Below are 26,750 nucleotides of genomic sequence, written 5' to 3' on the forward strand. Positions count from 1 at the left end.
CTTGAACAAGGAGGCTGAATGCCTCCTTTGTTTTTCTGAAGTCAGTGAGGAGACAGGTCTGACGGGCTTATTTACTTTTCACGAATTGTGAAATCACAATCACGGCCCAGGCAACCAGATTGGCAGCAAAAATGATGACCAGCCACTGCGGCATCGACTGTCCCAAGAATTGCCAGACTACTTTGCTGCAATCGCCATAGGCCTCAAACAGCCATGGAGCCCACTGGTTGAGGGGAGCCCAGTCAGGAAGCTTGACAAAGAGATCACAGGTGGCGAAAGGTGAGGGATTGAACTGATAGCCAACATGTTCCTGTGCCAGCGATAACCCGCGCCAGGCACTGAAGCCCCACATGGCAAGTCCAGCCCAGCGAAATACCGGTTTTTCTGGCGCGATCAGTCCGATGAGCGCCGCGATACCGATGCCAAACATGGCAATGCGTTCGTAGATACACATGACGCAGGGGGCCAGATTCATAACGTGCTGGAAGAACAGTGCGCAGCCTTCAAAGAAGACGACAAAAAGCAGCAACAATAGCCACGACAGGCGATGTTGGCTGAAGGTTTTTAACATCTGCATGAAATTCTCTCGGTCAAATCAAACAAAGGGGCTGTCAATACTTCGCATTTGCGAAAGCACTACAACCCCTTACATCTCAGCGTGTTGCTTCAGCTATGACAACGTAGAGAAACAGAAATTCCCTTTAGTGTCCAGCAACAGGTGCCAATTGTTGAATCACACCACTGGCTGCGGTAAGCCAGCCTTGCTGATACATCCATTCAGTGGCCGGAACCAGTGTCAGTTCAATACCCGCCAGACCAATCAGCGACAGGACCAGTGTATACGGCAAAGCCATATAAACCATCCGGCCATAAGACAGGCGGATGAGCGGTGCCAGCGCCGAAGTCAGTGCGAATAGGAAGGCCGCCTGACCGTTTGGTGTGGCAACCGATGGCAGGTTTGTCCCGGTATTAATCGCAACCGCCAGCATATCGAAACGATCGCGGTCGATCATGCCGGACATTAAGGCGGACTTCACTTCGTTGATGTAAACCGTTCCGACGAAGACGTTATCCGATACCATCGACAGCAAGCCATTGGCAATGTAGAACATGCCCATCTGCGCGTTTCCGTCCATTTCCAGTACGGCGGTAATGATCGGACTGAACAATTTCTGTTCGATGATCACGGCGACAACAGAGAAGAACACTGCCAGTAATGCTGTGAACGGAAGCGCTTCTTCAAATGCTTTCCCCAGTGAATGTTCTTCAATGATACCGGTGAATGCAGTTGCCAGAATAATGACGGTCAGACCAATCAGTCCCACAGCCGCCAGGTGCATTGCAAGAGCTACAATCAGCCAGACAGCAATGATGACCTGTACCCAGAGTTTTGCTACATCCAGATTGGTTCGGTTTTTCCGCTCTTCATTATTGAAATCGATCAGAATTTTACGAACGTTTTCCGGCAGTTTGGCGCCGTAACCACACAGGCCAAATTTCTCGACCAGCACACAGGTCAGCATACCGCAGATGAACACAGGGATCGTCACAGGTGCCATTCGCAGGAAGAAGTCACCGAATTGCCAGCCAGCCTGATTGGCAATAATCAGGTTTTGCGGCTCACCGACCATAGTCATCACACCACCCAGTGCAGTACCGACACCGGCATGCATCAGCAGGCTGCGCAGGAACGCACGGTAGTTTTCCAGATCATCACGGCTTAATTCGTGGATGTTGTGATCGGAAGTGTGGTCATGCGCTGCGTGTGGCTCCTGACCGGAAGCAACTTTGTGATAGATGCTGTAGAAACCAGTGGTGACACTAATCACGACTGCAATTACCGTCAGCGCATCCAGGAAGGCTGACAGAAAGGCGGCCATGATGCAGAAAGCCAGTGAGAGCAGAATTTTGGATCGGATGCCGATCAATATCTTTGTGAAGATGAACAGCAGCAGTTGCTTCATGAAGTAAATACCGGCCACCATGAAAATCAGGAGCAGTAATACTTCAATGTTGGCAACCAACTCGTGTTTGACCAGTTCTGGCGTTGTCATCCCAATTGCGACTGCCTCAATGGCCAGTAGACCACCGGGCTGCAAGGGATAGCATTTCAGTGCCATTGCCAGTGTGAAGATGAACTCAACCACCAGTAACCAGCCAGCGACAAATGGGTCAATCAGGAAAAAGACGATAGGATTGATCACCAGGAAGGCAATGATAGTGAGTTTATACCAGTTGGGCGCTTTACCCAGAAAGTTTTTAATAAGCGCGTTCCCTAGCGTGATAGCCATGTTGTTAATCTCGTGTTATTTATTGATGCAACCAAACAAAAACAGTGTTCCGCCAGAGCAACATGTGTTGCTTGGCTGACCATGGCAGAGTTTGATAGCAGGCCGCTTCCATGTCGGGCATGCTTATTTGGTAGGCTGCCCTTGTGTTATTGGCCGTAATTTTAACTGATTGTATGAATCGATTGTTAAAGCGTTAATGTTTCGTAACATAAATTTATGGCAGTTTCATAGGCAATAAACTACCAAAGGCAGATTGTAGCAGAAATATTTAGAAATATATTCGTCAGAACAATAAGTTGGGGCGAGTGTCTGAAAGCAGGATTTTGCGCCTTTGTTAACCTACTTCAAAACTCCCGGTGGCAACGTTTCTACTCGGCCAAAACTAGTGGTATGATGAGTTCATAAAAGATAGCAAGAAGCAAGTTTGGAAAACTAACTGATGGTTATAAAGGCGGATAGCCCAGCAACATTTGCTGAGAAATACATCATTGAGAGCATCTGGAACAATCATTTTCCGCAGGGGTCAATTTTGCCTGCTGAGCGTGAATTATCAGAACTGATTGGTGTTACGCGAACAACTTTACGCGAAGTGCTGCAGCGCTTGGCTCGAGACGGGTGGTTAACGATACAGCATGGCAAACCAACCCGTGTGAACAATTATATGGATACGTCCGGACTGAGTATTCTGGACACTCTGATTACACTTGATGGACAGGACGTTCAGCGTGTTCTTGAAGATCTTTTGGCCGCTCGCACCGATATCAGCACCGTTTATATGCGTTATGCTGTGAAATCGAACAGCGAAAAAGTCAGTCAGCTTCTGGATTATGTGATTCATTCCTGTGAAAAACTCATGGCAGCAGACAGCTTCGAGGCTTTTGTGGAAGACTGTGATGCAAAACCTGAGTTGCTGAGCGAAGTCAGGAAAATCGTTGATAAGTATGGTAAAGAACAGCCGGAACTGTGCGAGCAGATTTGTCGTGCACGTGCGTTCAACTATTTTGACTACCGCATGTTCCAGGGAATGGCGACCCATTCAGGAAACATTCTGTATGTGCTGACCATTAACGGCTTACGTAAAATTTATACCCGCGTGGGTGGTTACTATTTTATGAGCCGTGAAGCCTGCGAGCTGGCGCTGAGTTACTATCGTGATCTGAAGTCTATCTGTGATAACCATCAGCCTGAGCTGGTGGCTGATCGTATCCGTAAATATGGTCGCGACAGTGGTGCCATTTGGTACAGCAACCGCGTCGAAATTGCTCGTTTTCTGCACGAAGAAGAGCAGTAATAACTGTGCAGCGAAGAATTTACAGAAAACTGACAGAGCTCAGTTAAATGTGAAAAATAGAGATATGAAAAGAGAGGCAATTTGCCTCTCTTTTTTTACGCAGATGATTCCGCCGTTAAAGTTCAGTCGAATAACTGCTGCCCCGGCTTGGGCAGGTTGCCAGAATGTGACTTCTTCCGTCACTCAGCTCTTCTTCCAAAATGACATCAAAACCCCACAACCGGTGCATGTGTTTCAGTACTTCACTATAGCTGTCAGCAAGTGGAATACGGTTATGAGGCACATAACGCAGCGTCAGTGAACGGTCTCCGCGCAGTGCCACATTCCACACCTGGATGTTGGGTTCGTTGTTACTCAGATTGTACTGTGAAGACAATTTCTCACGAATGGCCCGGTAGCCTTCTTCATTATGGATTGCATTCACTTCCACATAGTTATTTCTGTCATCATCTTCTACAGCAAAGAACTTGAAGTCCCGGATGAGTTTTGGGGACAGGAACTGGCTGATGAAGCTTTCATCCTTGAAGTTTTCCATCGCGAAATGCACGGTATCCAGCCAGTTTTTACCCGCAAAATCGGGGAACCAGTATTTGTCTTCTTCCGTTGGATTTTCACAGATCCGACGAATATCCTGGAACATGGCAAATCCTAACGCATAAGGATTGATGCCACTGTAGTAGGGGCTGTTATAAGTTGGCTGCGCGACCACGTTGGTATGGCTGTGCAAAAATTCAATGATGAAGCGGTCTGTGACCAAGCCTTCATCGTAAAGATGATTCAGAATTGTGTAATGCCAGAAAGTCGCCCAGCCTTCATTCATCACCTGGGTTTGTTTCTGCGGATAGAAATACTGACTGATTTTACGCACAATCCGAACAATTTCACGTTGCCACGGCTCTAGAAGCGGCGCATGTTTCTCGATGAAATACAGGATGTTTTCCTGTGGTTCGGCCGGGAAACGAGCCTCTTCAAATCCAGTGTCTTTTTCTTCATGCGTTGGAATGGTTCGCCACAAAGCATTGACCTGGGTTTGCAGGTAATCTTCCCGGGCTTTTTGCCGGGCCTTTTCTTCAACCAGTGAAATTTTCTGAGGACGCTTATACCGATCGACACCGTAATTCATGAGCGCATGGCAAGAGTCGAGCAGTTTTTCTACTTCTACATCGCCATACTTCTCTTCACAATCCGTAATGTATTTACGGGCAAAGAGCAGGTAATCAATGATTGAACTGGCGTCAGTCCAGGTTTTGAACAGGTAGTTGCCCTTAAAAAAGGAATTATGGCCATAGCTGGCATGGGCCATCACCAACGCCTGCATGGTAATGGTATTTTCTTCCATCAGATAGGCGATACAGGGATCAGAGTTGATCACAATCTCGTACGCCAGACCCATCTGACCATGTTTGTAGCCGCGTTCAGTTTCAATGAAACGTTTACCGAATGACCAGTGATGGTAATTAATGGGCATCCCAATACTGGAATATGCATCCATCATCTGTTCGGCTGTAATGATCTCAATCTGGTTTGGGTAGGTATCTAACCGATAATGGCTGGCCACCCGCTTGATCTCTGTGTGGTACTCGTCAAGCAGATCAAATGTCCAGTCCGGACCATCACTGAGTGTCTTTCGCTTGGTGTCTGTTACCATAACCCACTCCCCTGATGCACTTTGGCCAATGAGCGCAGTCCTTTCCGTGCTGCATACTGCCGGGCGAGGTTTGATGTCGCCCGGTCAGTTTAATGGACTTGTTTCTTAAACAGTTCTCTGAATACCGGGAAGATATCTTCCACGCTGCGAATGTTCTGCATGGCAAAGTTTTCGTGGTTGCCCAGCAGAGATTCATATTCACGCCATAAAGTCTGATGCGCGCGACGGGTGATCTCAATGTAGGAGTAATAGCGTGTGACAGGCAGAATATGCTTGTCGAGCAACTCACGACATCCCGGAGAGTCATCCGCCCAGTTATCACCGTCAGATGCCTGTGCGGCATAGATGTTCCACTCTGAAGGCGAGTAACGTTTCTTCACAATTTCATCCATCAGCCGCAGCGCACTGGATACAATGGTGCCCCCGGTTTCCTGTGAATAAAAGAACTCGTGTTCATCGACTTCTTTTGCCTGCGTATGGTGCCGGATAAAAACGACTTCCACATTTTTGTAGGTTCGGGTCAGGAACAGGTAAAGCAGGATATAAAACCGCTTTGCCATGTCTTTTGTGGCCTGATCCATTGAACCCGAGACATCCATCAGACAGAACATGACTGCCTGACTGCTGGGCATTGGACGACGTTCATAGTTTTTATATCTCAGGTCAAAGGTATCAATAAAAGGCACACGGCTGATGCGATCCCGCAGCGTCTGAATCTCCTCCTTCACCCGTTGTTCATCAAAAGGTTGTGCCGGTTCTGTACTTTGCAGTCGTTCCAGTTCCTGCTCCAGCTCACGAAGCTGACGACGTTTCGCCGCTGTCATTGCGGTGCGTCGCGCCAGCGAGTTTTGCAGAGACTTCACGATGGCAATATTTGCCGGAACCCCGGTCGATTTAAAGCCGGAGCGGAAGGTTTTCCACTCAACAATTTTGTTGAACTGATTCTTTTTCAGATTCGGCAGTTCCAGATCTTCAAACAACAGATCCAGATATTCATCTTTCGAAATCTGAAACACAAAATCGTCCTGGCCTTCACCGTCGGGGCTGGCCTGACCATCACCGGCACCCCCTGAACCCGCTCCTCCCTGGGGCCGCTCAATGCGGTCACCAGGGCTGAACTGATCATTACCAGGGTGAACAATTTCCCGTTGCCCGCCGCGTCCCTGATGGAACGCGGGTTCACGGATGTCGCGGGAAGGGATACTGATACTTTCTCCGCTTTCCACGTCAGTGATGGAGCGTTTATTTACCGCGTCAGCAATTGAGTCTTTGATCTGCTGTTTGTGGCGACGTAAAAAACGCTGCCGGTTTACTGTGCTCTTGTTTTTCCCGTTGAGCCTGCGGTCGATAAAATGCGCCATAAGCTCTCCCCCTTAATCATCATCCATCTTTTACGATGACTTACGTACGCGCAGGTACCATTCGGACAGCAAGCGTACTTGTTTGCGGGTATAGCCTTTTTCCATCATGCGAGCGACGAAGTCGTCGTGTTTCTTCTGCTCTTCTGTGGATGTTTTGGCATTGAACGAGATAACAGGCAGCAGTTCTTCCGTATTCGAGAACATTTTCTTCTCGATGACGGTGCGCAGTTTCTCGTAACTGGTCCAGTTCGGGTTTTTACCAGCATTGCTCGCCCGGGCACGCAACACAAAGTTGACGATCTCGTTCCGGAAGTCTTTCGGGTTACTGATACCGGCAGGCTTCTCGATTTTCTCAAGTTCGTTATTCAGTGCAGCGCGGTCAAACAGCTGACCGGTTTCCGGATCTCGGTATTCCTGATCCTGAATCCAGAAATCGGCATAGCTGACATAACGGTCAAAGATGTTCTGGCCGTACTCAGAATAAGACTCCAGATAAGCGGTCTGAATCTCTTTGCCGATAAACTCGACATATTTAGGGATCAGATAGCCTTTCAGGTGTTCCAGGTATTTTTCCGATAGTTCTTGCGGGAACTGCTCTCGTTCAATCTGCTGTTCAAGCACATAGAAGAGGTGAACCGGGTTCGCAGCCACTTCGGAGTGATCAAAGTTGAATACCCGCGACAGGATTTTGAAAGCAAAACGGGTCGACAGACCTGACATGCCTTCATCCACACCAGCGTAATCACGATACTCCTGGTAAGATTTGGCTTTCGGGTCAGTATCTTTCAGGGTCTCACCGTCATACACGCGCATTTTCGAGTACGTACTGGAGTTTTCCGGCTCTTTCAGGCGCGACAGCACAGAGAAGCGGGCCAGAATATCCAGAGTGCTTGGTGAACAGGGTGAGTTGGCCAGTTCACTGTTTGTGAGCAGTTTTTCGTAGATCTTAATTTCTTCCGACACACGCAGACAATAAGGCACTTTCACGATGAACACACGGTCCAGAAACGCCTCGTTGTTTTTGTTATTTCGGAAGGTCTGCCATTCTGATTCGTTGGAGTGAGCCAGAATAATACCGTCAAAAGGCAGGGCAGACAGGCCTTCGGTACCGTTATAGTTCCCTTCCTGAGTTGCAGTCAGCAGCGGGTGCAGCACTTTCAGCGGTGCTTTGAACATCTCAACGAATTCCATCATGCCCTGATTCGCTTTACACAGTGCACCTGAGTAGCTGTAGGCATCCGGGTCATCCTGGGCGAAATGCTCCAGCTGACGGATATCCACTTTACCGACCAGAGAAGAAATATCCTGATTGTTTTCATCCCCTGGTTCTGTTTTGGCAATACCTACCTGATGCAGAATCGACGGACGAACTTTGACAACTTTGAATTTAGTGATATCACCACCGAACTCTTTCAGCCGTTTGGCTGCCCAGGGTGACATGATTGTGTTCAGGTACCGTTGCGGGATACCGTATTCTTTGTTCAGGATGTCTCCGTCTTCCTGCGGATCAAACAGGCAGAACGGATGATCATTTACCGGGCTGTGTTCGCCGTTGGCAGTCAGTACATATATAGGTACTTTCTGCATCAGGCTTTTCAGTTTTTCAGCCAGTGAAGATTTACCACCACCGACCGGGCCCAGTAGATACAGAATCTGTTTGCGCTCTTCCAGCCCCTGAGCAGCATGTTTCAGGTAAGAGACGATTTGTTCTATTGAGTCTTCCATACCGTAGAAGTCTTCGAACGTTTTGTAGCGCGAGATGACCCGGTTAGAAAAGATACGGCTCAGCCGTGGATCTTTGGCCGTATCGACCATTTCCGGTTCACCAATTGCCATCAGAAGACGCTCTGCGGCGTTCACGTAAGCACTGCGATCGTTACGACAAATCTCAAGGAATTCTTGCAATGAAAGCTCTTCATCCTTGGCTTCTTCATAGCGATGACGATAGTGGTCAAAAATACTCATGGTATGCCCCCTGAATCGTTCTTCAATCATTTAGAAAGGACGAAATCAACTATCTTTCACATCCCTCTTAACTAAGACTAGACCTAACTAATTAATTTGCTTCAGTGAGTGATTGGTTTTGCTATAAATTTCGCGGATTCGGAATTCACAGACAGGCGAAAAAACAACCAGCTGTTAAAGTTACTATCCTCCTATCCCTCGGGAACTGCAAGCTATCTTGTTCAAAAATGCATCAGCTCAGTAAGTGTGAAATCGGTTCAGAGGTGATTTAGTTATCAAAAAGAGTGTTACAGCGAGGAACGGTTCTTCGGCGGCACTAAATCTGGTTTCGCTATGTCGCTGTGGCGTAAAGTGGGGAGCACTCAAGAGATCTCAGTGGAAGATGGTTTTTTAGTTCTAAAGTTTGTTTGGATGTGTGCCTGCAGAGTGGGGTGTATGACAAGAGAGAACAGATTGCTTATTTTTTGAGCTGAATCAACAACTCTGACATAAGCTAGAAATGTGTAGCTTGAGGGGAGGGTTGTTCATGCCAATTTCACGGGTTGATACGGTGTCAATTCCGGTCTCGGATCAGAGCCAGGCGCTTCAGTTTTATCGTGATGCACTGGGATTTGAATTGATCAGGGATCATCAGGGAGACAGCCATAAGCGCTGGATTCAGCTGGCACCTAAAGGCGCAGAGACGACGATTAGCCTGGTAATGCCTTTTGGGGGAATGCGGGCCGGCTCGGTTCAGGGGTTGGTGGTTCATACCGATGATATCACCTCGACCTATGATGAATTGACGAACCGCGGGGTCAGCTTGTCAGAGATTGTTACTTTGATCGGTGGACGGTTTGCAACCTTCTCTGATCCGGATGGCAATGGATGGGTGCTGATTGAAGCAAGCACGACAATGCTGGCCTGAAAAACAGGCCAGCAATAAACTGGTTCAACCCTGAAATTGAGTCTGTATTCTTAATCCGCACTGATTTCTGTCGTGATGTGGTGCGACTGGCCCGGGGCGAGAGTGATCCCCTGATCGGCCAATGCGGATTCCACACAAAGCATGGTGATGTAGCCATCCGGTGTCATGTCAGCCATGCCTGCTGAGGCCTCTTGCCACGGATTCCACACGACCGCACTGTTATGTCCGCTGTTTTTGACGGTCAGCCGACGGTAGTGGGGGGGATCTTCAACCATTATGGATGGTTCCGATTCAGGATAGAGGCGGTCCACGGCATCATCAATCATAAGTGTTCCATTTGACGGAAAACGCTGATTCTCAGCTAGGCTATCGGTGTACTCATTCCCCAAACCGGTCAGTTTAGCCTGGGTGATATCCCCGACATTCAGATAAGTATGAAGTGCACCGGACATCGTCCATGGACGGTAATCTGTATTGGTACTGGTGATCTGAACTTTGAGTCTTTCGCCCAAGTCAAAATGAAGCCGGCTGAGAAAGCGGAAGGGCCAGATAGCGTGTGTTTTCGGCGAGTCATGCAGCGTCAGGGTAACTGTCACGCCTTGTTTATGATCATTGAAGCTTTCCAGTTGCCACAGGCTGGTTCTTGCAAAACCATGGGAAGGACTGGCCACTTTACCAAACCAGGGCCAGCAGACCGGAATACCACCACGAATTGCTGAGTGACCAGAGAAATCGGCCGCTTCGCTCATCCAGATGACATCTTCATGCCCTTTGGGACGGAAGCTCAGCAGATGGCCACCGAACAGTGAAATTGCAGCCTGACATTGCGGGTGGAGGATCCGAACTACGTCGATGCCGTCCAGCCGGCACAGACTGATGTGTTCTGAAAGCACTTTTGTTGTTGGGAGTTGACGTAAGTTCATCGTGTTTCCTTCATAAAGCCAAGAAATGTTCTGAACTCAGCTATCTGTCTGCGCGTTCTGGGCGTCAGATAGCAAAAAGGCGGCCAACAGCCGCCTTTTGAATCATCGTCTAAGGATTACTTAGAGATGTGAGCTACCAGATCCAGTACTTTGTTTGAGTAACCGATCTCGTTGTCGTACCAAGAAACGATTTTCACGAAAGTATCAGTCAGTGCGATACCTGCGTCAGCATCGAATACAGAAGTACGTACTTCACCGATGAAGTCCTGAGAAACAACTGCATCTTCAGTGTAACCCAGTACGCCAGACATCTCTGCTTCAGAAGCGCGCTTCATTTCAGCTTTGATTTCTTCGTAAGTTGCAGGTTTTTCCAGGTTTACAGTCAGGTCAACAACAGATACATCTGCAGTTGGAACGCGGAATGCCATACCAGTCAGTTTGCCGTTCAGCTCAGGAATTACTTTACCTACAGCTTTTGCAGCACCGGTTGAAGATGGGATGATGTTCTGAGAAGCACCACGGCCACCACGCCAGTCTTTCGCAGAAGGACCGTCAACAGTTTTCTGAGTTGCAGTCGTTGCGTGAACAGTCGTCATCAGACCGTCTTTGATGCCCCACTTGTCGTTCAGAACTTTCGCGATAGGTGCCAGACAGTTAGTCGTACAAGACGCGTTAGAAACGATGTCCTGACCTGCGTAATTTTCGTGGTTCACACCCATAACGAACATTGGCGTTTCGTCTTTAGAAGGACCAGTCAGAACAACTTTCTTCGCACCAGCTTCGATGTGTTTACGTGCAGTCTCGTCAGTCAGGAAGATACCAGTTGCTTCTGCAACAACATCAACACCGATGGCATCCCACTGCAGGTTCGCTGGATCGCGTTCAGCGGTAACACGTACAGTCTTGCCGTTGACGATCAGGTTGCCGTCTTTTACTTCAACTGTGCCTTTGAAACGGCCGTGAGTTGAATCGTACTTCAGCATGTATGCCATGTATTCAACATCGATCAGGTCGTTGATACCTACAACTTCGATGTCATCACGCTCTACAGAAGCACGAAAAACGAAACGACCGATACGGCCAAAACCGTTAATACCTACTTTGATAGTCATTATGTTGCTCCACAACTTAATTTCTAATGAAAGATAACTGGTAGTAAAATTACATAATCTCACGCGGGTCTGCAAGCAAAAACAGACCTCAAATTGTCTTTAATCAAAAAACTTTCGGATTTTTATTACAATCCGGGGCGAAGGCTGAAAATAGCCTGTGAAAGTGCTGGCAAAGTAATCAGTAATGTTGCTCAGTTTTAATTTAGTACCCGAAATATAGGTGGATATGCTTAAATGCAATGTTTTGGTGTAAAAACCTTTCGAGCAAAAGTATGTGCCATGGTTGCGAAAATTGGCAAATTTAAAGTGAGACGGGTTTGGGGAATTGTGTTAGCAGGACAGTGAATGACTTTTAAATCAGAAGCTTACTGGAAGGATAGATTATCCGACGAGCAATATTATGTCTGCCGTGAAGGTGGCACAGAAGCACCATTCTCAGGCACGTTATTGCATAATAAAAAAACAGGGATATATCACTGCATTTGTTGCAGTGTTGCATTATTTCATTCTGAACAAAAATATGATTCTGGTTGCGGGTGGCCGAGTTTCGATGCGCCGGTTAATTCCAGTGTAATCCGTTATTTAAATGACACCAGTCATGGGATGAAGCGGACTGAAATTCGCTGCGTTGCATGCGACAGTCATTTGGGTCATGTATTTGATGACGGGCCGGTAACCACAGGAGAGCGTTACTGTGTTAATTCGGTCTCGCTGGAATTTTGCGAGCAGGAATAGCACTTACACTCCCCCGTGATAAATGGGTTCAGCCTGAAGTTGGGGCTGCCTGAAGGCTGGGGAGTGCGTTCAGGTTTCTCTCGACAGTGATACTGTTGAAGTGACCAGTACTCAGACTCTGAATGATATTGTCAGCCTGCAGGTCAAGATGAATTTTATCTTCCGGAGGCATCGGGTAAAGGCGTGCGAGAGTCTCCGCTTTTGCAACGGGAAGGCCCATCAGGCTGCCAACCCGTGACCACAAATAGGCTTCAGCCTTATCCCCGCGCTGATGAGCTTGTGTCGCCAGTGTGAGAATAATATCTGGTTTGATCTGGTTTTTACCGTGATAAAGCTCTAATGCCCTGAGCAGAATTTTTCGGGTTTTGTCTTTATCTATATCGGTATAAAAAGAGGCCAGTGCCAGTTGTAAATCCGGCGTCTGCAGTTTTCCGGATCCTTCCAGTTTCAAAAACTCTGCTTTGGCTTCATGAATGCCCCGGCTCCAGCGATCATAAATGATTTCGGGTTCCTGAGAGCCAGCAAGTTCTTCGGTCAGTTGTTCGACGATTTCATAGCTGTTGACCAGCGCGGTTGCCCGGTTTGATTTTCGTTCTTTGTAGCGGGTCGGTTCAATTTCAGCCGCATACTCCAGACATCCCTGATAGGTACGGGTATACTGAAGCGTATGAAATTTCTCGATATCTGTCGGTGTCTTCATTTGTTTGTAGCGTTGCCAGATCAGATCCGTTCGCTGAATACGGCACTGGCCATCATTATTATTCAGGCCTTCGCAAAGCTGGGGATAAGCAGCGCAGAGGCTATCCGTCGTTTTAAATTCATCCTGACAGGCGGATAACATCAAAATAGCTGATAATAAAAACAATAGGTTGCGAGCTTTTAGGCCTGAGGTGGTCATGTGTGGTGCGTTGCTCATCAGTTGGATCACTACAGTCAAGAATACCCTAATAAAAGACGGCAGAAACGGGTCAAACAGGAAGAAAAATGTGACTTGGCTGCAGTGTGATCACGAAAACAAAAGAAAACTAAAATATCGCGGTCACTTGACTGAACGGCTCAGGTCATTATCGTAGCCCTACCATTGCGGAGTTGCCCGAAACCGGGCGAAAAGAGGAGTAAGGTAATGGATGTTCAACAGATCCTGGCGGCAATGACGCCTGAGGTATATCAGCGACTGCTGGCTGCGGTTGAAACCGGAAAATGGGCGGATGGCACCCCGTTGACGGAGGCACAGAAAGAATCAACCATGCAGGCGGTCATGTTATATCAGTCACGCCACAATGCGGATGCTGAACATATGACAGTTGCTGCCGGCGGGGAAATCCGCTTCAAGTCCAAAGCCGAACTGAAACGTGAGTTTGCGGTTGAAGATTCCGAAACACCTGTCGCCGATATTGCCCGCTTCCCGCTCAACGAAAGTTAAGCTTTTTCAGCCCCTGTTTTAACTGACAGAATCAGGATTCTGCAATAGTGAATGAGACAGGGGCACAGTAAAACCCGCTGAGTTCATGGTCTTCTTCCGTGATGAGGTTCGCGATCCAGGGTTCCTGCTCAATCCCCGCCAGATAAGCTTCCAGTTTCGGGTAATGATGGTTCAGCCTTAACCCGGCCATCCAGCCGCTTCGAAAAATACTCCAGAGTGAGATTTCTGCCATCGAGAAATGTATGGAGATGTACCCCGTGTCCGGTATTTGTTCTTCCAGATATCTGAGCACAGGTGGCAAGTGATACTGCAGACAGTCATCGATTGCTTCCTGATCGATTTCTTTTTTCAGAATCTGGCCCCGGAGTATCCGCTGATAAAACAGGACGCCGGCCAGAAGTGCACTCAGACGTGTATCCGCATACTCTTCCAGCCATCTGACTTTGGCCCGTTCCCCGGCATCTCCCGGGTAAAGTGGCGGGACGGGGTAGAGATCGTCCAGATAATGCGCAATCACCGTAGAGTCAATAATGGTCAGGCTGTCATGCTCCAGCACGGGAACTTTGCCCATCGGATGGCGTTTATGTGCCAGCTCTTTTTCAAGGTAGGGGTTGAGTGGCTGTAACTCATAGCTCAGCCCTTTATAGGATAAGGCCAGCATGATTTTTCTGACGAACGGAGAGATAGATGCGCCATGCAGAATCATAATCAGCGTTACTCATAACCAGTGGACGAAATTGTTATAAGTGTAGCTGAGATATAAAAAGAGCCGCTTCAGGCGGCTCTTTGAATTCAGATGATGTGATGCAGACAGCGGTCAGCGACTCAGCTCACCCCGGAGATCCTGCTGCATCAGTTCGCGCACTTTTTCCGTTGGCAGGTTCTGGCTCAGCAGATAATGCAATTTTGCCAGTGCGGCCTCCCGGGTCATGTCAAAACCGCTGAGCACACCGGCATCTGCCAGAGCACAGCCGGTTGCATAGCCATCCATGTTGACTTTTCCGGACAGGCATTGCGTCAGGTTCACCACAATCACGCCGCGGTCGCTGGCTTCTTTCAGCTGAGCCAGCAGTTCAGGATTCTGCGGGGCATTCCCAACGCCGAAGGTCAGCAAAATCATCGCATTGACGGGCTGACGCAGGGTGTTACGGATCACTTCAGGAGAAATCCCCGGATACATAGTGATCACACCAATTGGCTGGGGGGTGATTTTTTGTACGTGGAAATCCCCTTCCGGCTGCTTGTTCAGAATCGCAGTCTGTTTTACCTGAATGTTGATCCCGGCTTCGATCAGCGCAGGCAGGTTGGGTGAAATGAAAGCATTGAAGCCATCCGCATGCGCTTTGGTGCTGCGGTTACCGCGAAGCAGTTGGTTATTGAAGAATACCGTGACTTCGTTGATCGGATAATTGGCTGCCAGATGCAGGGCATTCAGCAGGTTGCTCTGGCCATCTGAGCGCAGCTCAGCCAGCGGGATCTGAGAGCCGGTTACAATCACGGGTTTGCCCAGATTTTCCAGCATAAAAGACAATGCAGATGCGGTGTAGGCCATGGTGTCCGTACCATGAAGAATCACAAATCCATCAAATTTGTCGTAGTTGGCCAGAATGTCATCTGCAATGCGCTGCCAGTCTTCAGGCGTCATGTCTGAAGAATCAATCAGAGGCGCATATTCATGGATCGTAAAGTCAGGCATTTCGGCGCGGTGAAACTCCGGCATGCTTTGTAGTTGCTGTTCCATAAAACCGGCGACAGGAATGTAGCCATGGGCTGATTTCTGCATGCCTATGGTGCCGCCAGTGTAGGCGATATAGATATGTTTTTTTGTCATTTGAGTACGGGTACAGCGTTGATTTGATGGTAGCAGCATTATACGGCGAAACGGGATGAAAAAAAGCCCGGTGAGACCGGGCTTTCAGGACTTTTCATCACGCTGAACAGGAAAGCTTAAATCCCTGTGCTGTTACAGTTGAGGCAGAAAGCATATTGCCCTTTCGGATCGTTAAAGCTGTTCAGACTGTTCACATCAGTTGCGATTTGACGGATTGCCGGTTGGAGGGCTGCCGGCATCTTGGTTGCAACCATCTGGCTGACTTTGACACTGGCTTCTGAAGTCATGTCCTGAAGCAATTGCTCTAACGGGCTGAGCGGCAGATCGATCCAGCGCAGTTCATAATCATCCAGTTTGGCCAGTTTTGCTGCCGAAACAATCGCATCATCGAAATCACCCAGACGATCGACCAGTCCCAGCTTCAGCGCATCCTGACCGGTCCATACACGGCCCTGTGCAATCTTGTCAGTTTCTTCCAGCGAAATGTGGCGATTTTCACTGACCAGACTGATGAAGCGCTGATAGCCATTTTCGATACCCAGCTGGAAAATTTCCGCGACATCTTCCGGCAGTCCGCGGGTGATACCGATGCCTGAAAATGGGGTAGTTCCTACGCCATCACTGTAGACACCGATGTTTTCCAGTCCTTTTTCAAAGGTGGCCAGAATGCCGAAAATACCGATTGAGCCGGTGATGGTGGTTGGCTGAGCAATGATCTCGCTGGCACTGGAGGAAATCCAGTAACCGCCGGATGCAGCCAGGCTCGACATGGAAACCACGACAGGTTTACCAGCCAGTTTCAGGGCATCCACCTCATTGCGGATGACTTCAGAAGCAAATGCGCTGCCGCCCGGGCTGTCGACACGAAGGATGACCGCTTTGATGTCATCATCCAGCCGGGCCTGACGCAGCAGTGCTGCCGCAGTATCACCACCGATGCTGCCCTGAGCCTGCTGGCCATCGACAATCGCACCGCTGGCAACGACGACAGCAATCCCGTTTTTACTTGGCTGGAACGGGCTGCCGACTGTCGGCTGGTAATCGTAGTAGCTGACTTGATTGAAGCCGTGATCACCATCGCTGCCGAATTCTTTGATAAACTGCTGGCGCAACTGGGTACGATTGATCAGCTCATCTACCAGCCCCATTTTCTGACTCAGCCGGGCAAAGTCGCCCTGAACACTTTTCAGCTCACTGACCAGATCTTTCACTTCAGGTGTCAGGATACCCGCATCAATCTGTCGATTGCGGGCGACATCTTGCGTGTAGGCGTCCCACATCTGGTTCAGCCAGACGGTATTTGCCTCGCGGGCTGCGTCAGACATATTGTCCCGGGTATAAGGTTCCACAAAAGACTTGTAGGTCCCAACCCGGAAAACATGCGTGGTGACGTCCAGTTTTTCCAGCAGGGTCTTATAATAAAGCGAGTAGCTGCCGTATCCCGTCAGCATGACCCCGCCATCCGGAGACATGTAAATTTTATCGGCGTAGCTGGCCAGATAATACTGGCTCTGGCGGAAGTGATCGCCCATTGCGTAGACCGGTTTTCCAGCCTGCTTGAATTCTTCAATGGCTTTAGCGATATAGCGCAGTTTGGTCAGACTGGTTTCCGGCATTCCTTTTAAATTGAGGATCAGGCCGGTAATTTTATCGTCCTTCGCTGCTGCACGAACGGTGTCTACGATATCGAACAGGACGTTTTCTTGAACAGGAACCTGCCCCAGCGCACTGTCAACAACCTGATCAAACGGATTGACGTAGCTACGCTTTTCTACAATTGGGCCATCCAGATCCAGCACCAGTGCAGCTTTGTCCGGCAGGGCTGGCGCTTCCGCACCTTCCTGAAATGCAAAGATAATAATCCCAATCAAAGCGAGAAATAACAGATTGAAAAATAACTGGCGGGTGAAACTGAGCAGTTTCCAGCATCCGCGCAGCACTTTAGCAATGCCTTTTAATAGTACTTTCATGGCCTTTCCCGAAAATGAATCTAAGTGCCTATCCTAACTGAGACACTGTACGAATACCTAATACTAGCTTTATTGCGACCTAAAAAGCACGGGACGAAAACAGGAAGGTGAGTGATGTTTGTTGAGATTATGTAAACAGGTGTTTGAATGACCGTTAACCCTATGCTATATAGGTGGTCTGACCTTATAAAAAATGAATGAGAAAAGGGAAGCTATGGACAATGTTACCTACCCGCACTTGCTGGCACCTTTGGATCTTGGCTTCACACAGCTGAAGAATCGGGTGCTGATGGGGTCTATGCACACCGGTCTGGAAGAAGCTCATGATGGCTTTAAAAAGCTGTCCGCATTTTATGCCGCCCGCGCCAGAGGTGGGGTGGGGTTGATTGTGACCGGAGGGTTTTCACCGAACTTCCGGGGCCGGCTGACGCCGCTCAGTGCTGAATTCAGCAGTGGCAGGGCCGTCAGAGCACACCGGGTAATTACCGATGCCGTTCATCAGGAAGGCGGTAAAATTGCCCTTCAGCTGCTGCATGCTGGTCGTTATGCGATGCATCCCTTTGCCGTCAGTGCATCAGGTATTAAAGCACCTATCTCAAAGTTTACCCCGAAGGAAATGAGCCGCCGCCAGATCCTCAAAACCATAGATGCATTTGCACGCAGCTCTGAACTGGCCCGGGAAGCCGGATATGATGGCGTGGAGCTGATGGGATCGGAAGGCTATCTGATTAATCAGTTCATCTGTCAGCGTTCCAATCACCGGACCGACGAATGGGGCGGCAGTTATGAAAACCGGGTCCGTTTCCCGATCGAACTAGTGAAAGCAGTGCGTGCCCGTGTTGGGAAAAACTTTATCATTATTTTCCGTCTGTCGATGCTGGATCTGGTCGAACAGGGCAGTACTTATGATGAAGTTGTTCAGTTGGCGCAGGCTTTAGAGGCCGCCGGAGTTACGATTTTAAATACCGGGATCGGCTGGCATGAAGCGCGTGTACCAACGATCGCGACCCAGGTACCGCGGGCAGCGTTTAGCTGGGTGACGGAAAAGCTCAAAGGTAAGGTCTCGATTCCACTGGTGACCTGTAACCGGATTAATACCCCTGAAGTGGCCGAGTCGATTCTGTCATCGAATCAGGCTGATATGGTATCCATGGCCCGGCCGTTCCTGGCTGATCCGGACTTTGTGGTGAAAGCAGAACAAAACCGATCTGATGACATCAATACCTGTATCGGCTGTAATCAGGCTTGTCTGGACCATGTTTTTGCTGGCAAGCGCGCGAGCTGCCTGGTGAACCCGCAGGCCTGTTACGAGACCGAGCTGGTTCTGGCACCTGCGGTTCAAAAGCGCAGAGTTGCCGTGGTCGGTGCCGGTCCCGCGGGTCTGGCTTTTGCGACCGCTGCGGCTGAACGTGGTTTTGAAGTCGACTTGTTTGAAAAGAATGATTATATCGGTGGCCAGTTTAATCTGGCGATGCAAATACCGGGTAAGGAAGAATTCCGCGAAACGATCCGCTATTTCAGCCGTCGTCTTGAGCAGACGGGTGTTCATGTCAAGCTGGGTCAGGCAGTCAGCGCTGAAACGCTTCAAGGTTATGATGATGTAATCGTCTCGACCGGCGTGAAACCCCGTATTCCGGCGATCCCCGGGCTGGAAGACAGTGATAAGGTCATTGATTATCAGACCCTGATTCGGGATAAAGTGCAGTTGGGACAGCGGGTGGCTGTCATTGGGGCGGGTGGTATCGGTGTTGATGTCTCCAGTATGCTGACCGAACCTCAGGATACCTCTCTGGAAAGCTGGCTGAAGGACTGGGGAATTGATCAAACCATCTCTCATGCCGGCGGTCTCTGTCCGCCACAAAGCGAGCACAGTGAACGTCAGGTCTGGCTGTTGCAGCGTCGCCCGGGCAAGATGGGGAAAGGACCGGGTAAAACAACGGGCTGGATCCATCAGAAAGTGCTGCAGAAGCGTGGTGTGGAAATGTTGTCCGGAGTCAGTTACGACAAGATTGATGCACAGGGCTTACATATTACAGTTGAAGGCCAGCAGCGGGTTCTGGAAGTCGATCATATTGTGCTGTGTGCCGGTCAGATCTCGGTTGAGGTGCTGTCGGAGCCGCTGAAAGCGCTGGGCGTTCAGGTACATGTGATTGGCGGTGCTGAATTTGCCGGTGAGGTCGATGCCAAGCGGGTGATCCGCCAGGGAACTGAGCTGGCAGCACGCCTGTAAACAGACCATGTTCCAGATGAAAAGAGGTTCCCCCCGGGAGCCTCTTTTTTGTTGTCGTTACTCAGTTAGCCGGGTATGGTATGTCAATTAACAAGAATCGTTATCATCAAGGAATTATCTTTTTATGGATGCGTTATCGCTGCTGCTGAATCGTCGCTCGCTGCCAAAAATGGCAGCCCCGGCTCCTCAGGGAGAAGTGCTGGAAAACATACTGCGTGCCGGTCTGCGGGCGCCGGATCATGGTGCCCTGACACCTTGGCGTTTTATTGTGTCTGAAGGCGAAGGATTACAAAAGCTGGCTGATATTCTGGTAGCTGCTGCAAAGGCAGATCAGGCGGAAGAGGCCGTCATTGAGAAAGCGTCGAAGGCACCTTTCCGGGCTCCGATGGTGATTACTGTCGTTGCGAAAGTACAGCCAAGTGAAAAAATTCCGACAGTTGAGCAGCATATCTCAGCAGGCTGTGCGGCCCACGCGATGCAGATGGCAGCGGTTGCTCAGGGTTTCGCGGGTTTCTGGCGCACAGGCAGCTGGGCTTATCACCCGGTCGTCAGAGAAGCGCTCGGCGTGCAGGGTGATGACATGATTGTTGGCTTTCTGTATCTGGGCACAGCAGATTGCCGTGAAGTGAAAGCACCGGAACGTGAGTTGTCGCAGTTTGTCGAATACCTCTGACTCAAAGCAGGATGACCAAAAGGCAGCGTCTGACGCTGCTTTTTTTGTTTTGCCTGATCTTCGGTGACAGAGTCCGCCATGTGGTGGCACCTGATTTCCGCTTAATTGAGTGAGACTCAGAAAGTTCGGTGTATGCCGGACTTCATCAGGGGATTCGTTTTGCCTCAAAAGGGTTGCTGCATGCCACGGTGAGCCGAAAACAGATGAATCCGGATGCTGGCTTTGTGAACTGGTACTGGGTTTATATCCAGTAAAGATTGTCTCCGCGTGGTGAATTCTTTATAGTGCTGGGAGTTTTTTCCAGTCAAATCAGGTTTCATGGCCCGTCTCTACATTGCCGAAAAGCCCAGCCTTGGCCGCGCAATCGCCGCGGTTCTGCCTCGCCCGCATAAAAACCATCAGGGATACATCGAAGTTGCCAATGGCGATATTGTGACTTGGTGTATTGGTCATTTGCTCGAGCAGGTTGAACCCGATGTTTACGATCCCCGTTATAAGAAGTGGGATATGGGTGATTTACCCATTATTCCGGCTCAGTGGCAGCTGGCACCGCGTAAATCGGCCAGGCAGCAGCTCAGTGTGGTCCGTAAGCTGGCGAAACAGGCGGATGAAGTGATTCATGCCGGAGACCCCGACAGAGAAGGGCAACTGCTGGTGGATGAAGTCATTGACTACATTAAGCTGGCTGCGAGTAAAAAAGCGTCCATGAAGCGTTTGCTGATTTCAGACCTGAACCCGGCAGCGGTTAAACGTGCGCTGGCGCAACTCAGAGACAACAAAGATTTTATCCCGCTGTCCGTTTCTGCACTGGCCCGCTCCCGGGCCGACTGGCTCTATGGCATGAATATGTCCAGAGCTTATACCTTGCTGGGACAACGTGGTGGTTATAAAGGGGTGCTGTCGGTCGGCCGGGTTCAAACGCCGGTGCTCGGCTTGGTGACACGCAGGGACGATGAGATTACAAATTTTGTTCCGGTGCCATTTTATGATGTGTATGCGCTGATCCCCTATCAGGACCTCGTCATTCGTGCCCGCTGGCAACCGAGTAAAGCCTGTGAACCCTGGCAGGATGAAGAGGGGCGTATCCTCAATCGAAAACTGTGTGAAAATGTGGTGGCCCGCATCCAGGGTCAGCCTGCGCTGGTATCGGATGCTGAACGGAAAGAGACCCGACAGGCACCGCCGCTGCCATATTCGCTTTCAGCGCTGCAAATTGATGCGGCCCGTCGCTTCGGAATGAGTGCGGCGGATGTTCTGGCTTGCTGCCAGACTCTGTACGAAAAACATAAGGTGATTACGTATCCGCGTTCAGATTGTCGTTATTTGCCGAATGATCATTACCGTCAGGCTGCAGATGTGGTGAAGGCGGTGGCCTCGACAGTACCCGGAATGGCGGGTGAAGTGCAGGGCGCGGATTTGTCTTTGCGTTCGAAAGCATGGAATGACAGTAAAGTGGATGCGCACCATGCCATTATCCCGACGCCGAAGGCTGTAAATCCTAATTCACTCAGCGATTGGGAAGCGAAGGTTTATCAGCTGGTCGCCCGGCAATACCTGATGCAATTTTACCCGCCGGCTGTGTACGCAGAAGCAAAGCTGACCTTTACGATTGCTGGCGGGATCTTTATTGCCAGAGGCCGGCAGTTGATGCAGTCGGGCTGGAAAACCCTGCAAGGCAAAGAAGATGCAGACAATGATCAGAATCTGGCCGAAAAAGTGCCGCCGCTGGAGAAAGGCACAGAACTGATCTGCACCGATGGTGAAATTAAAGACCGGGTGACGGAACCACCGAAACATTTCACTGAAGCAACACTGCTGCAGGCAATGACAGGGATTGCCCGTTTTGTCGCAGATCAGTCGCTGAAGAAAATTTTGAGAGAGACAGATGGCTTGGGCACTGAAGCGACACGAGCCGGAATTATTGAAATTTTATTCAAAAGGCAACTGCTTTTCCGTCAGGGGAAAAGTATTCACGCTTCGGAGGCGGGAAAAGCGCTGGTGTACGCTTTACCCGATGAAGCAACTTATCCGGATATGACGGCGAACTGGGAACATCAGTTACAGGATATGGCGGACCGAAAGTGTGCCTATCAGCCCTTTATGGCAGCCCTTCAGCAGCAGATTCAGCAGATGATGGACAGCGTGAAGCAGGGAGAGGTACCACCCAGTCTGCGTGGTCTTCAGGCCGTTTCACCTCAGGGAAGACAAAGTCAGGGACGGAAATATAAAAGCTCGGGCCGGAGCAAAAAAGGAAAGGGCCGCAGTCAACCTAGCCGAACATAAAGTAGCTGTCACGTCCGGATGATTTGGCCTGATAGAGTGCGCGGTCGGCCTGACTGAAAAGTAAATCAGCTGAATTCTGGCTATCCGGAACAATACTGCTGACGCCAATACTCACAGTGACATGACTGAACTGGTGCTCGTCAACCGGAATCTGAAGTGTTCTGACTGCATGTAGTGTTTTCTCGGCGGCCACAACTGCTGCCTGTGCATTCTGGCCTGGCAGTAACAGGACGAACTCTTCGCCACCGTAACGCGCAAAAAGTGCCCCTGCCCGGCGTTCCTGTGAAGCTAGCTTCGTCGCGATCAGCTTCAGACAGCGATCGCCGGCGGCATGACCATAGCTGTCATTGAATTTTTTAAAGTGATCGACATCAATCATCAGCAGCGAAACGGGCAGACGGTGACGTTTTGCCCGCCGCCATTCCAGGGGAAGCGTCTGATCAAAAACACGACGGTTTGGGACCTGAGTCAGCGGATCCTGACGACACGTGTGTTCGAGCTTCCAGTTGAGCTGCTGTAATTGTTGCGTTCGGTCAGAGACTCTTTGCTCCAGCTCGGTATTGAGCTGACTGAGACTTTCTTCTGCTTGCCTGCGAACCAGATGCTGGGACACAATAAAGCTGAATTGCTTCAGGATATGTGAGTGATAATCAGCCAGCGGTTTCCCGGTGACCAGATTATCGTATGCAATCCAGCCGACCCGCCGGTCACCGTCCCACAATGAGGTATAGGCACTCCATCCTTTGCCGACAGGTTTTAAATCATGGTAAAGCGGGGTGTTGTTTTTGATAGCCAGATATCCATGCAGTGCTTGCGGATGATCGCTATACCAAAGCGAAGGAATTGAGGTCTCGAAATAGTCTTCTTTGACCGTATTTCCCTGGATATCGGTGCCATAGGTGCCTTTCATTTTGTTTTCACCGGTGAGCAGGAAAATCGCAATCCGGTCAATTTGCAAGACTTGCTTACCGTGATCGACGGCTTTTAACAGCAGGTCATCAAGGCTGTTGGCCCGCCACAGCATGAAGGAAATGTCGTGTAATCCTTGCAGCATATTGAGCAGCGGTTGATGTGAAGAGGAGAGGCATTCCCGGGAAGTATGATGGTCAATTTCCGCACTCAGATGGACGGCGAGGGGGACAAAGTATTCAGGGTCGAGCGGCTGTGGTTGAGTTGGCAATTGAACCGTCAGTAGGCCAATGGCCTGCTGATGTCGATGCAATGGCAGCCAGAGCCCGGTTTTGTTCTGATAAAAAGGTTTTGTTGGCTGCAGCCATTCAGACAGGTCCTGCTCATTCTCTATCGGGAGCGGATTGAGATGCGGTGCGGAACCTGCAAAGTATTGCCAGCCTGATGCTGTTTTTACATACAGCTGGCAGGATTCAGCATGAAAATTTTGGCGTAACAGCGTCAAGAGATTTTCAATGGCCTCCGGGACGTCCGAACTGGTCTGCCATAGTGAAAAATAAGTTTGGTAAAAGGAATCCATTCCGTCTTCGCCGCAATTTAAGGATATTTTGAATGTGTTGTGAAGCTGATATGCAAGTATGGGTCAAAGACCTGCGACAGAAGGGCAGATAGAAAAAAATAGTTGCATAGAAAATCATTGTTTTAAGCAGCATCTCGGAAAAAATGTTTTTTATGAAACATTTATTGCAGGAATAATGTGAACATGACAAATAAATTTTGGTCTTTGAAGTACAAAAAATGACACTCGAACGGAAGTCATTGATTTTATTATTATCAATAGGATAGGGATAAAATTGCAGAATTGAAACCTGCAGAGATCTCAAAATGTCAATATTGAGACAAGTGCCATTAAGCCGTTTCACTAATTTTATCAGAGGGGATTTTTTGATTCGTGAATCCACTCAGGTGAGAACATGAAAAGACGATATGTGTTTTTATTATGGTTGATGATACCGCTATTTTTATCTGCCTGTAGCCAGACCCGCCATGATCAGCTGGCGGAGCTTGGATTCGCACGGAACTATCTTGATGGCTATCAGGACGGGTGCGACAGTCGAAAGATAGAAGCAACGACGTATATCAACGGCTTTCGTCAGGATCCGGAAAGAATGAAAAAAGAGAACAAATATGCAAACGGATGGAACGATGGCTACGAACAATGCTATGCCAGTAACCAGGATTATCATTAACGCCGCACAAAAGAGAGAAAAGCTGCCGTGGGCAGCCTTTCTTTCAGCTTATTTGCAGGTTACTTGGAGACAGGCTGATAGAACCGCTTCAGCTCATGCATGACTTGCATTAGCGTTGAGAGTTTTGGCTTGCCGTCATCCTTGAGTTTGTAATCCGGACTGTACACGGTGTAGTTGCCATATTTATCAACGATTGTTGTACTTTCCGGCTGAACGACAACGATATCAGTCCCGTCACCTGCCAGGACCCAGCGTCGTTTGCCGCTGTTATCAAACAGGCTGATACCACTGCTGTAGAACTCTGGCGCTGTCGTCGTGTTCAGCAAAGTCTCCATCAGGGTCGGTACAATATCCAGATGACTGGTGGCTCGCGTGATTTCAGCAGCCCGGCTGCCCGGCCAGTGAATGATCAGTGGTACTTTTAACTGGTACTGGCTGTAGTTCGTACCCGAGCCCCAAGAGTTGGTACCCGTTTCATTAAATTCCATTCCGTGATTGGCAGTAATCACGACAACGGTGTTATCCAGTAAATCACGCTCAATCAAGCTGTCGAAAACCTTAATGATCTGCTCATCTGCATGATAGGCGGCATTACGGTATGAATTTTTCAGCAACTGATCTGGTGTCGTGCCGGAGTGTTTTCCGGGTTTGGTTTCTGTCAGGGAAGGGGTGAACCTTGCCTGATAATCCGCACTGGCGTCTTCATAGTTTTGTACAGAAGTCAGTTCTAAATAGCCAAACCAGGGTTTGTCTGCAACCTGCTTGCTCAGCCAGGATTTCATATTGGCAATCGCAGTTTGATCGTTCTGAGTGTCACTGTTCAGTGCCATCGCTTGGCTCAGCTGTGCCTGAGTGAATATTGCCTGCTGATAGATAGCATCTTCAAAACCGGAACCGCTGAACAGCCCGAACCGGTAACCCCGCTTATTCAATGTATCCAGCAGCACCGGTTGATTGTGCTCTGCCCGAATACTGTTGCTGTAGACACCGGGAAGCCCGTAGAAAAGGCCAAATGTGCCCAGAGCACTGTCGTTTCCGGTGCTGTAGTGATCCGAAAAGTTCAGGTTCTGATGAGCAAACGCCGACAGATAAGGCATGGTGTCAGGTGTCAGCATATCGCTGCGCAATCCGTCGACCATGATGATCAACACATTTTGTCCTGTCCCTTTATCGCTGAACGAAAGCGGTTTCAGCGGATAACGAATTCTTTCACTGTTTTCAACGCCTTGCTCTTCAAGCAGACGGGTATATTCCTGTCTGTCCAGCAGCCCGTGGCGTTCCATAAAGGATTTGGCCGTCATTGGGTATGAGAGCGGAAAGTTGGATCGTTGTGCAGTGACCGGGCGGTACAGGTTGGCATCGGCCCAGATGTAGAGCAGGTGGCTGGTCAGAAAACATAAGCCAAAGACAGTTGCAATCGGCACACCCACATGTTTGCGGGTGAGTTTGCGAAGTTTGCGCCACAGCCATTCAGACAGGAACAGCTGTAACAGAAAAATGGCTGGCACCACAATAAACAGGTATTGCCAGCGGGCATTGAGGTCGGTTCGCTCGCCACTGAGCAGCAGATCCCAGACCAGCGGACTGAGATGAAGCTCCAGGCTTTGATAGGCATGGGTATCCAGCAGCAGCGCTGTCTGGCCGACGGTTCCAACCAGCACCGCAAACAATCGCATCAAACGCTGAGAGGGGATCAGAAAACTGGCTGGAAAAAGAATCAGGATATAGAAGCCAAAAACCAGAAAACCGAAGTGGCCAACCCAACTCAGCCCCAGGTAGAGTTGCCCTAACAGCGTTTCCGGCCATTCAGAATGAACGATATACCGGGTGCCCAAGAGCATGGCGGCGATGATGTTGAAAAAACTGAACCAGTGTCCCCAGCTGATCAGTTGGGACACGGTTTCTTTGTAGTTGTTTCCGCTGGCGACCATATACCTGTGTTCTTCTT

Annotated in this window: 22 protein-coding genes; 9 read left to right on the forward strand and 13 right to left on the reverse strand. The window is 49.4% G+C overall.

What is annotated here, in order from left to right; all coding sequences use genetic code 11:
- Positions 1–67: 67 nt before the first annotated feature.
- Both dsbB and nhaB read right to left on the reverse strand, forming a co-directional pair.
- The gene (gene dsbB / locus SPK40_RS00440; RefSeq protein WP_248141700.1) at positions 68–571 is read right to left on the reverse strand and encodes a disulfide bond formation protein DsbB; all 504 of its coding nucleotides are present in this window, start codon (positions 569–571) and stop codon (positions 68–70) included.
- Positions 572–701: 130 nt separating this feature from the next.
- Complete coding sequence (gene nhaB / locus SPK40_RS00445; RefSeq protein WP_330959079.1) at positions 702–2,291, reverse strand: Na(+)/H(+) antiporter NhaB; 1,590 nt, start codon at positions 2,289–2,291, stop codon at positions 702–704.
- Positions 2,292–2,730: 439 nt separating this feature from the next.
- Here nhaB and fadR point away from each other — a divergent pair, with 439 nt between their 5' ends.
- On the forward strand, positions 2,731–3,582 hold the full coding sequence (gene fadR, locus SPK40_RS00450) for a fatty acid metabolism transcriptional regulator FadR (protein ID WP_248141072.1): 852 nt from the start codon (positions 2,731–2,733) through the stop codon (positions 3,580–3,582).
- A 115-nt stretch (positions 3,583–3,697) separates the two neighbouring features.
- Here fadR and SPK40_RS00455 read toward each other — a convergent pair whose 3' ends face one another.
- From SPK40_RS00455 to SPK40_RS00465, 3 genes are all read right to left on the reverse strand, one after another.
- A complete protein-coding gene (locus tag SPK40_RS00455; RefSeq protein WP_330959080.1) occupies positions 3,698–5,230 on the reverse strand; it encodes a SpoVR family protein in 1,533 nt (510 codons plus the stop codon).
- 89 nt (positions 5,231–5,319) lie between these two features.
- On the reverse strand, positions 5,320–6,591 hold the full coding sequence (locus SPK40_RS00460; RefSeq protein ID WP_330959081.1) for a YeaH/YhbH family protein: 1,272 nt from the start codon (positions 6,589–6,591) through the stop codon (positions 5,320–5,322).
- A gap of 30 nt (positions 6,592–6,621) precedes the next feature.
- Entirely contained in the window at positions 6,622–8,556 is a 1,935-nt protein-coding gene (locus SPK40_RS00465) for a PrkA family serine protein kinase (RefSeq protein ID WP_248141066.1), read from the reverse strand.
- 526 nt (positions 8,557–9,082) lie between these two features.
- Here SPK40_RS00465 and SPK40_RS00470 point away from each other — a divergent pair.
- On the forward strand, positions 9,083–9,463 hold the full coding sequence (locus tag SPK40_RS00470; protein WP_248141064.1) for a VOC family protein: 381 nt from the start codon (positions 9,083–9,085) through the stop codon (positions 9,461–9,463).
- A 50-nt stretch (positions 9,464–9,513) separates the two neighbouring features.
- Here the strand turns inward: SPK40_RS00470 and SPK40_RS00475 are convergent, their stop codons facing one another.
- Together SPK40_RS00475 and gap are read right to left on the reverse strand one after the other, a co-directional pair.
- A complete protein-coding gene (locus SPK40_RS00475) occupies positions 9,514–10,386 on the reverse strand; it encodes a D-hexose-6-phosphate mutarotase (RefSeq protein WP_330959082.1) in 873 nt (290 codons plus the stop codon).
- Between the two features lie 116 nt (positions 10,387–10,502).
- Entirely contained in the window at positions 10,503–11,498 is a 996-nt protein-coding gene (gene gap, locus SPK40_RS00480) for a type I glyceraldehyde-3-phosphate dehydrogenase (protein WP_248141060.1), read from the reverse strand.
- A 345-nt stretch (positions 11,499–11,843) separates the two neighbouring features.
- Here gap and msrB point away from each other — a divergent pair, with 345 nt between their 5' ends.
- A complete protein-coding gene (gene msrB / locus SPK40_RS00485) occupies positions 11,844–12,233 on the forward strand; it encodes a peptide-methionine (R)-S-oxide reductase MsrB (protein ID WP_248141059.1) in 390 nt (129 codons plus the stop codon).
- 28 nt (positions 12,234–12,261) lie between these two features.
- Here msrB and SPK40_RS00490 read toward each other — a convergent pair whose 3' ends face one another.
- Positions 12,262–13,074: a DUF2989 domain-containing protein gene (locus SPK40_RS00490; RefSeq protein ID WP_330959083.1), complete on the reverse strand. Its 813-nt coding sequence runs from the start codon at positions 13,072–13,074 to the stop codon at positions 12,262–12,264.
- 282 nt (positions 13,075–13,356) lie between these two features.
- Here SPK40_RS00490 and SPK40_RS00495 point away from each other — a divergent pair, with 282 nt between their 5' ends.
- A complete protein-coding gene (locus SPK40_RS00495; protein WP_330959084.1) occupies positions 13,357–13,656 on the forward strand; it encodes a YeaC family protein in 300 nt (99 codons plus the stop codon).
- Positions 13,657–13,687: 31 nt separating this feature from the next.
- On the opposite strand, the gene SPK40_RS00500 is transcribed toward SPK40_RS00495, so the two are convergent.
- The 3 genes from SPK40_RS00500 to sppA all read right to left on the reverse strand — a co-directional run bounded on the left by SPK40_RS00500 (position 13,688) and on the right by sppA (position 17,457).
- On the reverse strand, positions 13,688–14,362 hold the full coding sequence (locus SPK40_RS00500) for a glutathione S-transferase family protein (RefSeq protein ID WP_256549295.1): 675 nt from the start codon (positions 14,360–14,362) through the stop codon (positions 13,688–13,690).
- Positions 14,363–14,473: 111 nt separating this feature from the next.
- The gene (ansA, locus tag SPK40_RS00505; RefSeq protein WP_248141054.1) at positions 14,474–15,487 is read right to left on the reverse strand and encodes an asparaginase; all 1,014 of its coding nucleotides are present in this window, start codon (positions 15,485–15,487) and stop codon (positions 14,474–14,476) included.
- A 116-nt stretch (positions 15,488–15,603) separates the two neighbouring features.
- The gene (gene sppA, locus SPK40_RS00510) at positions 15,604–17,457 is read right to left on the reverse strand and encodes a signal peptide peptidase SppA (RefSeq protein WP_330959085.1); all 1,854 of its coding nucleotides are present in this window, start codon (positions 17,455–17,457) and stop codon (positions 15,604–15,606) included.
- A gap of 214 nt (positions 17,458–17,671) precedes the next feature.
- Between sppA and SPK40_RS00515 the strand changes: the two genes are divergently transcribed.
- The 4 genes from SPK40_RS00515 to SPK40_RS00530 all read left to right on the forward strand — a co-directional run bounded on the left by SPK40_RS00515 (position 17,672) and on the right by SPK40_RS00530 (position 22,643).
- Positions 17,672–19,687: an NADPH-dependent 2,4-dienoyl-CoA reductase gene (locus SPK40_RS00515; RefSeq protein ID WP_330959086.1), complete on the forward strand. Its 2,016-nt coding sequence runs from the start codon at positions 17,672–17,674 to the stop codon at positions 19,685–19,687.
- Between the two features lie 124 nt (positions 19,688–19,811).
- Complete coding sequence (locus tag SPK40_RS00520) at positions 19,812–20,360, forward strand: NAD(P)H nitroreductase (RefSeq protein WP_330959087.1); 549 nt, start codon at positions 19,812–19,814, stop codon at positions 20,358–20,360.
- 128 nt (positions 20,361–20,488) lie between these two features.
- Positions 20,489–20,614 carry a hypothetical protein gene (locus tag SPK40_RS00525; protein ID WP_330959088.1) on the forward strand — a complete coding sequence of 42 codons (126 nt, stop codon included), beginning with the start codon at positions 20,489–20,491 and terminating at the stop codon, positions 20,612–20,614.
- A gap of 64 nt (positions 20,615–20,678) precedes the next feature.
- Positions 20,679–22,643 carry a DNA topoisomerase III gene (locus SPK40_RS00530; protein ID WP_330959089.1) on the forward strand — a complete coding sequence of 655 codons (1,965 nt, stop codon included), beginning with the start codon at positions 20,679–20,681 and terminating at the stop codon, positions 22,641–22,643.
- Here SPK40_RS00530 and SPK40_RS00535 read toward each other — a convergent pair.
- The gene (locus SPK40_RS00535) at positions 22,630–24,057 is read right to left on the reverse strand and encodes a GGDEF domain-containing protein (protein ID WP_330959090.1); all 1,428 of its coding nucleotides are present in this window, start codon (positions 24,055–24,057) and stop codon (positions 22,630–22,632) included. The two genes, SPK40_RS00530 and SPK40_RS00535, sit on opposite strands and share 14 nt — an antisense overlap.
- A 469-nt stretch (positions 24,058–24,526) precedes the next feature.
- On the opposite strand from SPK40_RS00535, the gene SPK40_RS00540 reads away from it, so the two are divergent.
- Positions 24,527–24,802, forward strand: coding sequence for a hypothetical protein (locus SPK40_RS00540; RefSeq protein ID WP_248141046.1), 276 nt, complete (start codon positions 24,527–24,529; stop codon positions 24,800–24,802).
- A 59-nt stretch (positions 24,803–24,861) separates the two neighbouring features.
- On the opposite strand, the gene SPK40_RS00545 is transcribed toward SPK40_RS00540, so the two are convergent.
- The gene (locus tag SPK40_RS00545; protein WP_330959091.1) at positions 24,862–26,733 is read right to left on the reverse strand and encodes a DUF3413 domain-containing protein; all 1,872 of its coding nucleotides are present in this window, start codon (positions 26,731–26,733) and stop codon (positions 24,862–24,864) included.
- Positions 26,734–26,750: the final 17 nt, after the last annotated feature.

The sequence above is a fragment of the Photobacterium sp. 53610 genome (assembly GCF_036409375.1).
Lineage (GTDB): Bacteria > Pseudomonadota > Gammaproteobacteria > Enterobacterales > Vibrionaceae > Photobacterium.

Bases quoted from the DNA above. Each gene is read 5' to 3' on its own strand.
- dsbB (WP_248141700.1), bottom strand. From the start codon at position 571: ATGTTAAAAACCTTCAGCCAACATCGCCTGTCGTGGCTATTGTTGCTG.
- nhaB (WP_330959079.1), bottom strand. From the start codon at position 2,291: ATGGCTATCACGCTAGGGAACGCGCTTATTAAAAACTTTCTGGGTAAA.
- fadR (WP_248141072.1), top strand. From the start codon at position 2,731: ATGGTTATAAAGGCGGATAGCCCAGCAACATTTGCTGAGAAATACATC.
- SPK40_RS00455 (WP_330959080.1), bottom strand. From the start codon at position 5,230: ATGGTAACAGACACCAAGCGAAAGACACTCAGTGATGGTCCGGACTGG.
- SPK40_RS00460 (WP_330959081.1), bottom strand. From the start codon at position 6,591: ATGGCGCATTTTATCGACCGCAGGCTCAACGGGAAAAACAAGAGCACA.
- SPK40_RS00465 (WP_248141066.1), bottom strand. From the start codon at position 8,556: ATGAGTATTTTTGACCACTATCGTCATCGCTATGAAGAAGCCAAGGAT.
- SPK40_RS00470 (WP_248141064.1), top strand. From the start codon at position 9,083: ATGCCAATTTCACGGGTTGATACGGTGTCAATTCCGGTCTCGGATCAG.
- SPK40_RS00475 (WP_330959082.1), bottom strand. From the start codon at position 10,386: ATGAACTTACGTCAACTCCCAACAACAAAAGTGCTTTCAGAACACATC.
- gap (WP_248141060.1), bottom strand. From the start codon at position 11,498: ATGACTATCAAAGTAGGTATTAACGGTTTTGGCCGTATCGGTCGTTTC.
- msrB (WP_248141059.1), top strand. From the start codon at position 11,844: ATGACTTTTAAATCAGAAGCTTACTGGAAGGATAGATTATCCGACGAG.
- SPK40_RS00490 (WP_330959083.1), bottom strand. From the start codon at position 13,074: ATGTTATCCGCCTGTCAGGATGAATTTAAAACGACGGATAGCCTCTGC.
- SPK40_RS00495 (WP_330959084.1), top strand. From the start codon at position 13,357: ATGGATGTTCAACAGATCCTGGCGGCAATGACGCCTGAGGTATATCAG.
- SPK40_RS00500 (WP_256549295.1), bottom strand. From the start codon at position 14,362: ATGATTCTGCATGGCGCATCTATCTCTCCGTTCGTCAGAAAAATCATG.
- ansA (WP_248141054.1), bottom strand. From the start codon at position 15,487: ATGACAAAAAAACATATCTATATCGCCTACACTGGCGGCACCATAGGC.
- sppA (WP_330959085.1), bottom strand. From the start codon at position 17,457: ATGAAAGTACTATTAAAAGGCATTGCTAAAGTGCTGCGCGGATGCTGG.
- SPK40_RS00515 (WP_330959086.1), top strand. From the start codon at position 17,672: ATGGACAATGTTACCTACCCGCACTTGCTGGCACCTTTGGATCTTGGC.
- SPK40_RS00520 (WP_330959087.1), top strand. From the start codon at position 19,812: ATGGATGCGTTATCGCTGCTGCTGAATCGTCGCTCGCTGCCAAAAATG.
- SPK40_RS00530 (WP_330959089.1), top strand. From the start codon at position 20,679: ATGGCCCGTCTCTACATTGCCGAAAAGCCCAGCCTTGGCCGCGCAATC.
- SPK40_RS00540 (WP_248141046.1), top strand. From the start codon at position 24,527: ATGAAAAGACGATATGTGTTTTTATTATGGTTGATGATACCGCTATTT.
- SPK40_RS00545 (WP_330959091.1), bottom strand. From the start codon at position 26,733: ATGGTCGCCAGCGGAAACAACTACAAAGAAACCGTGTCCCAACTGATC.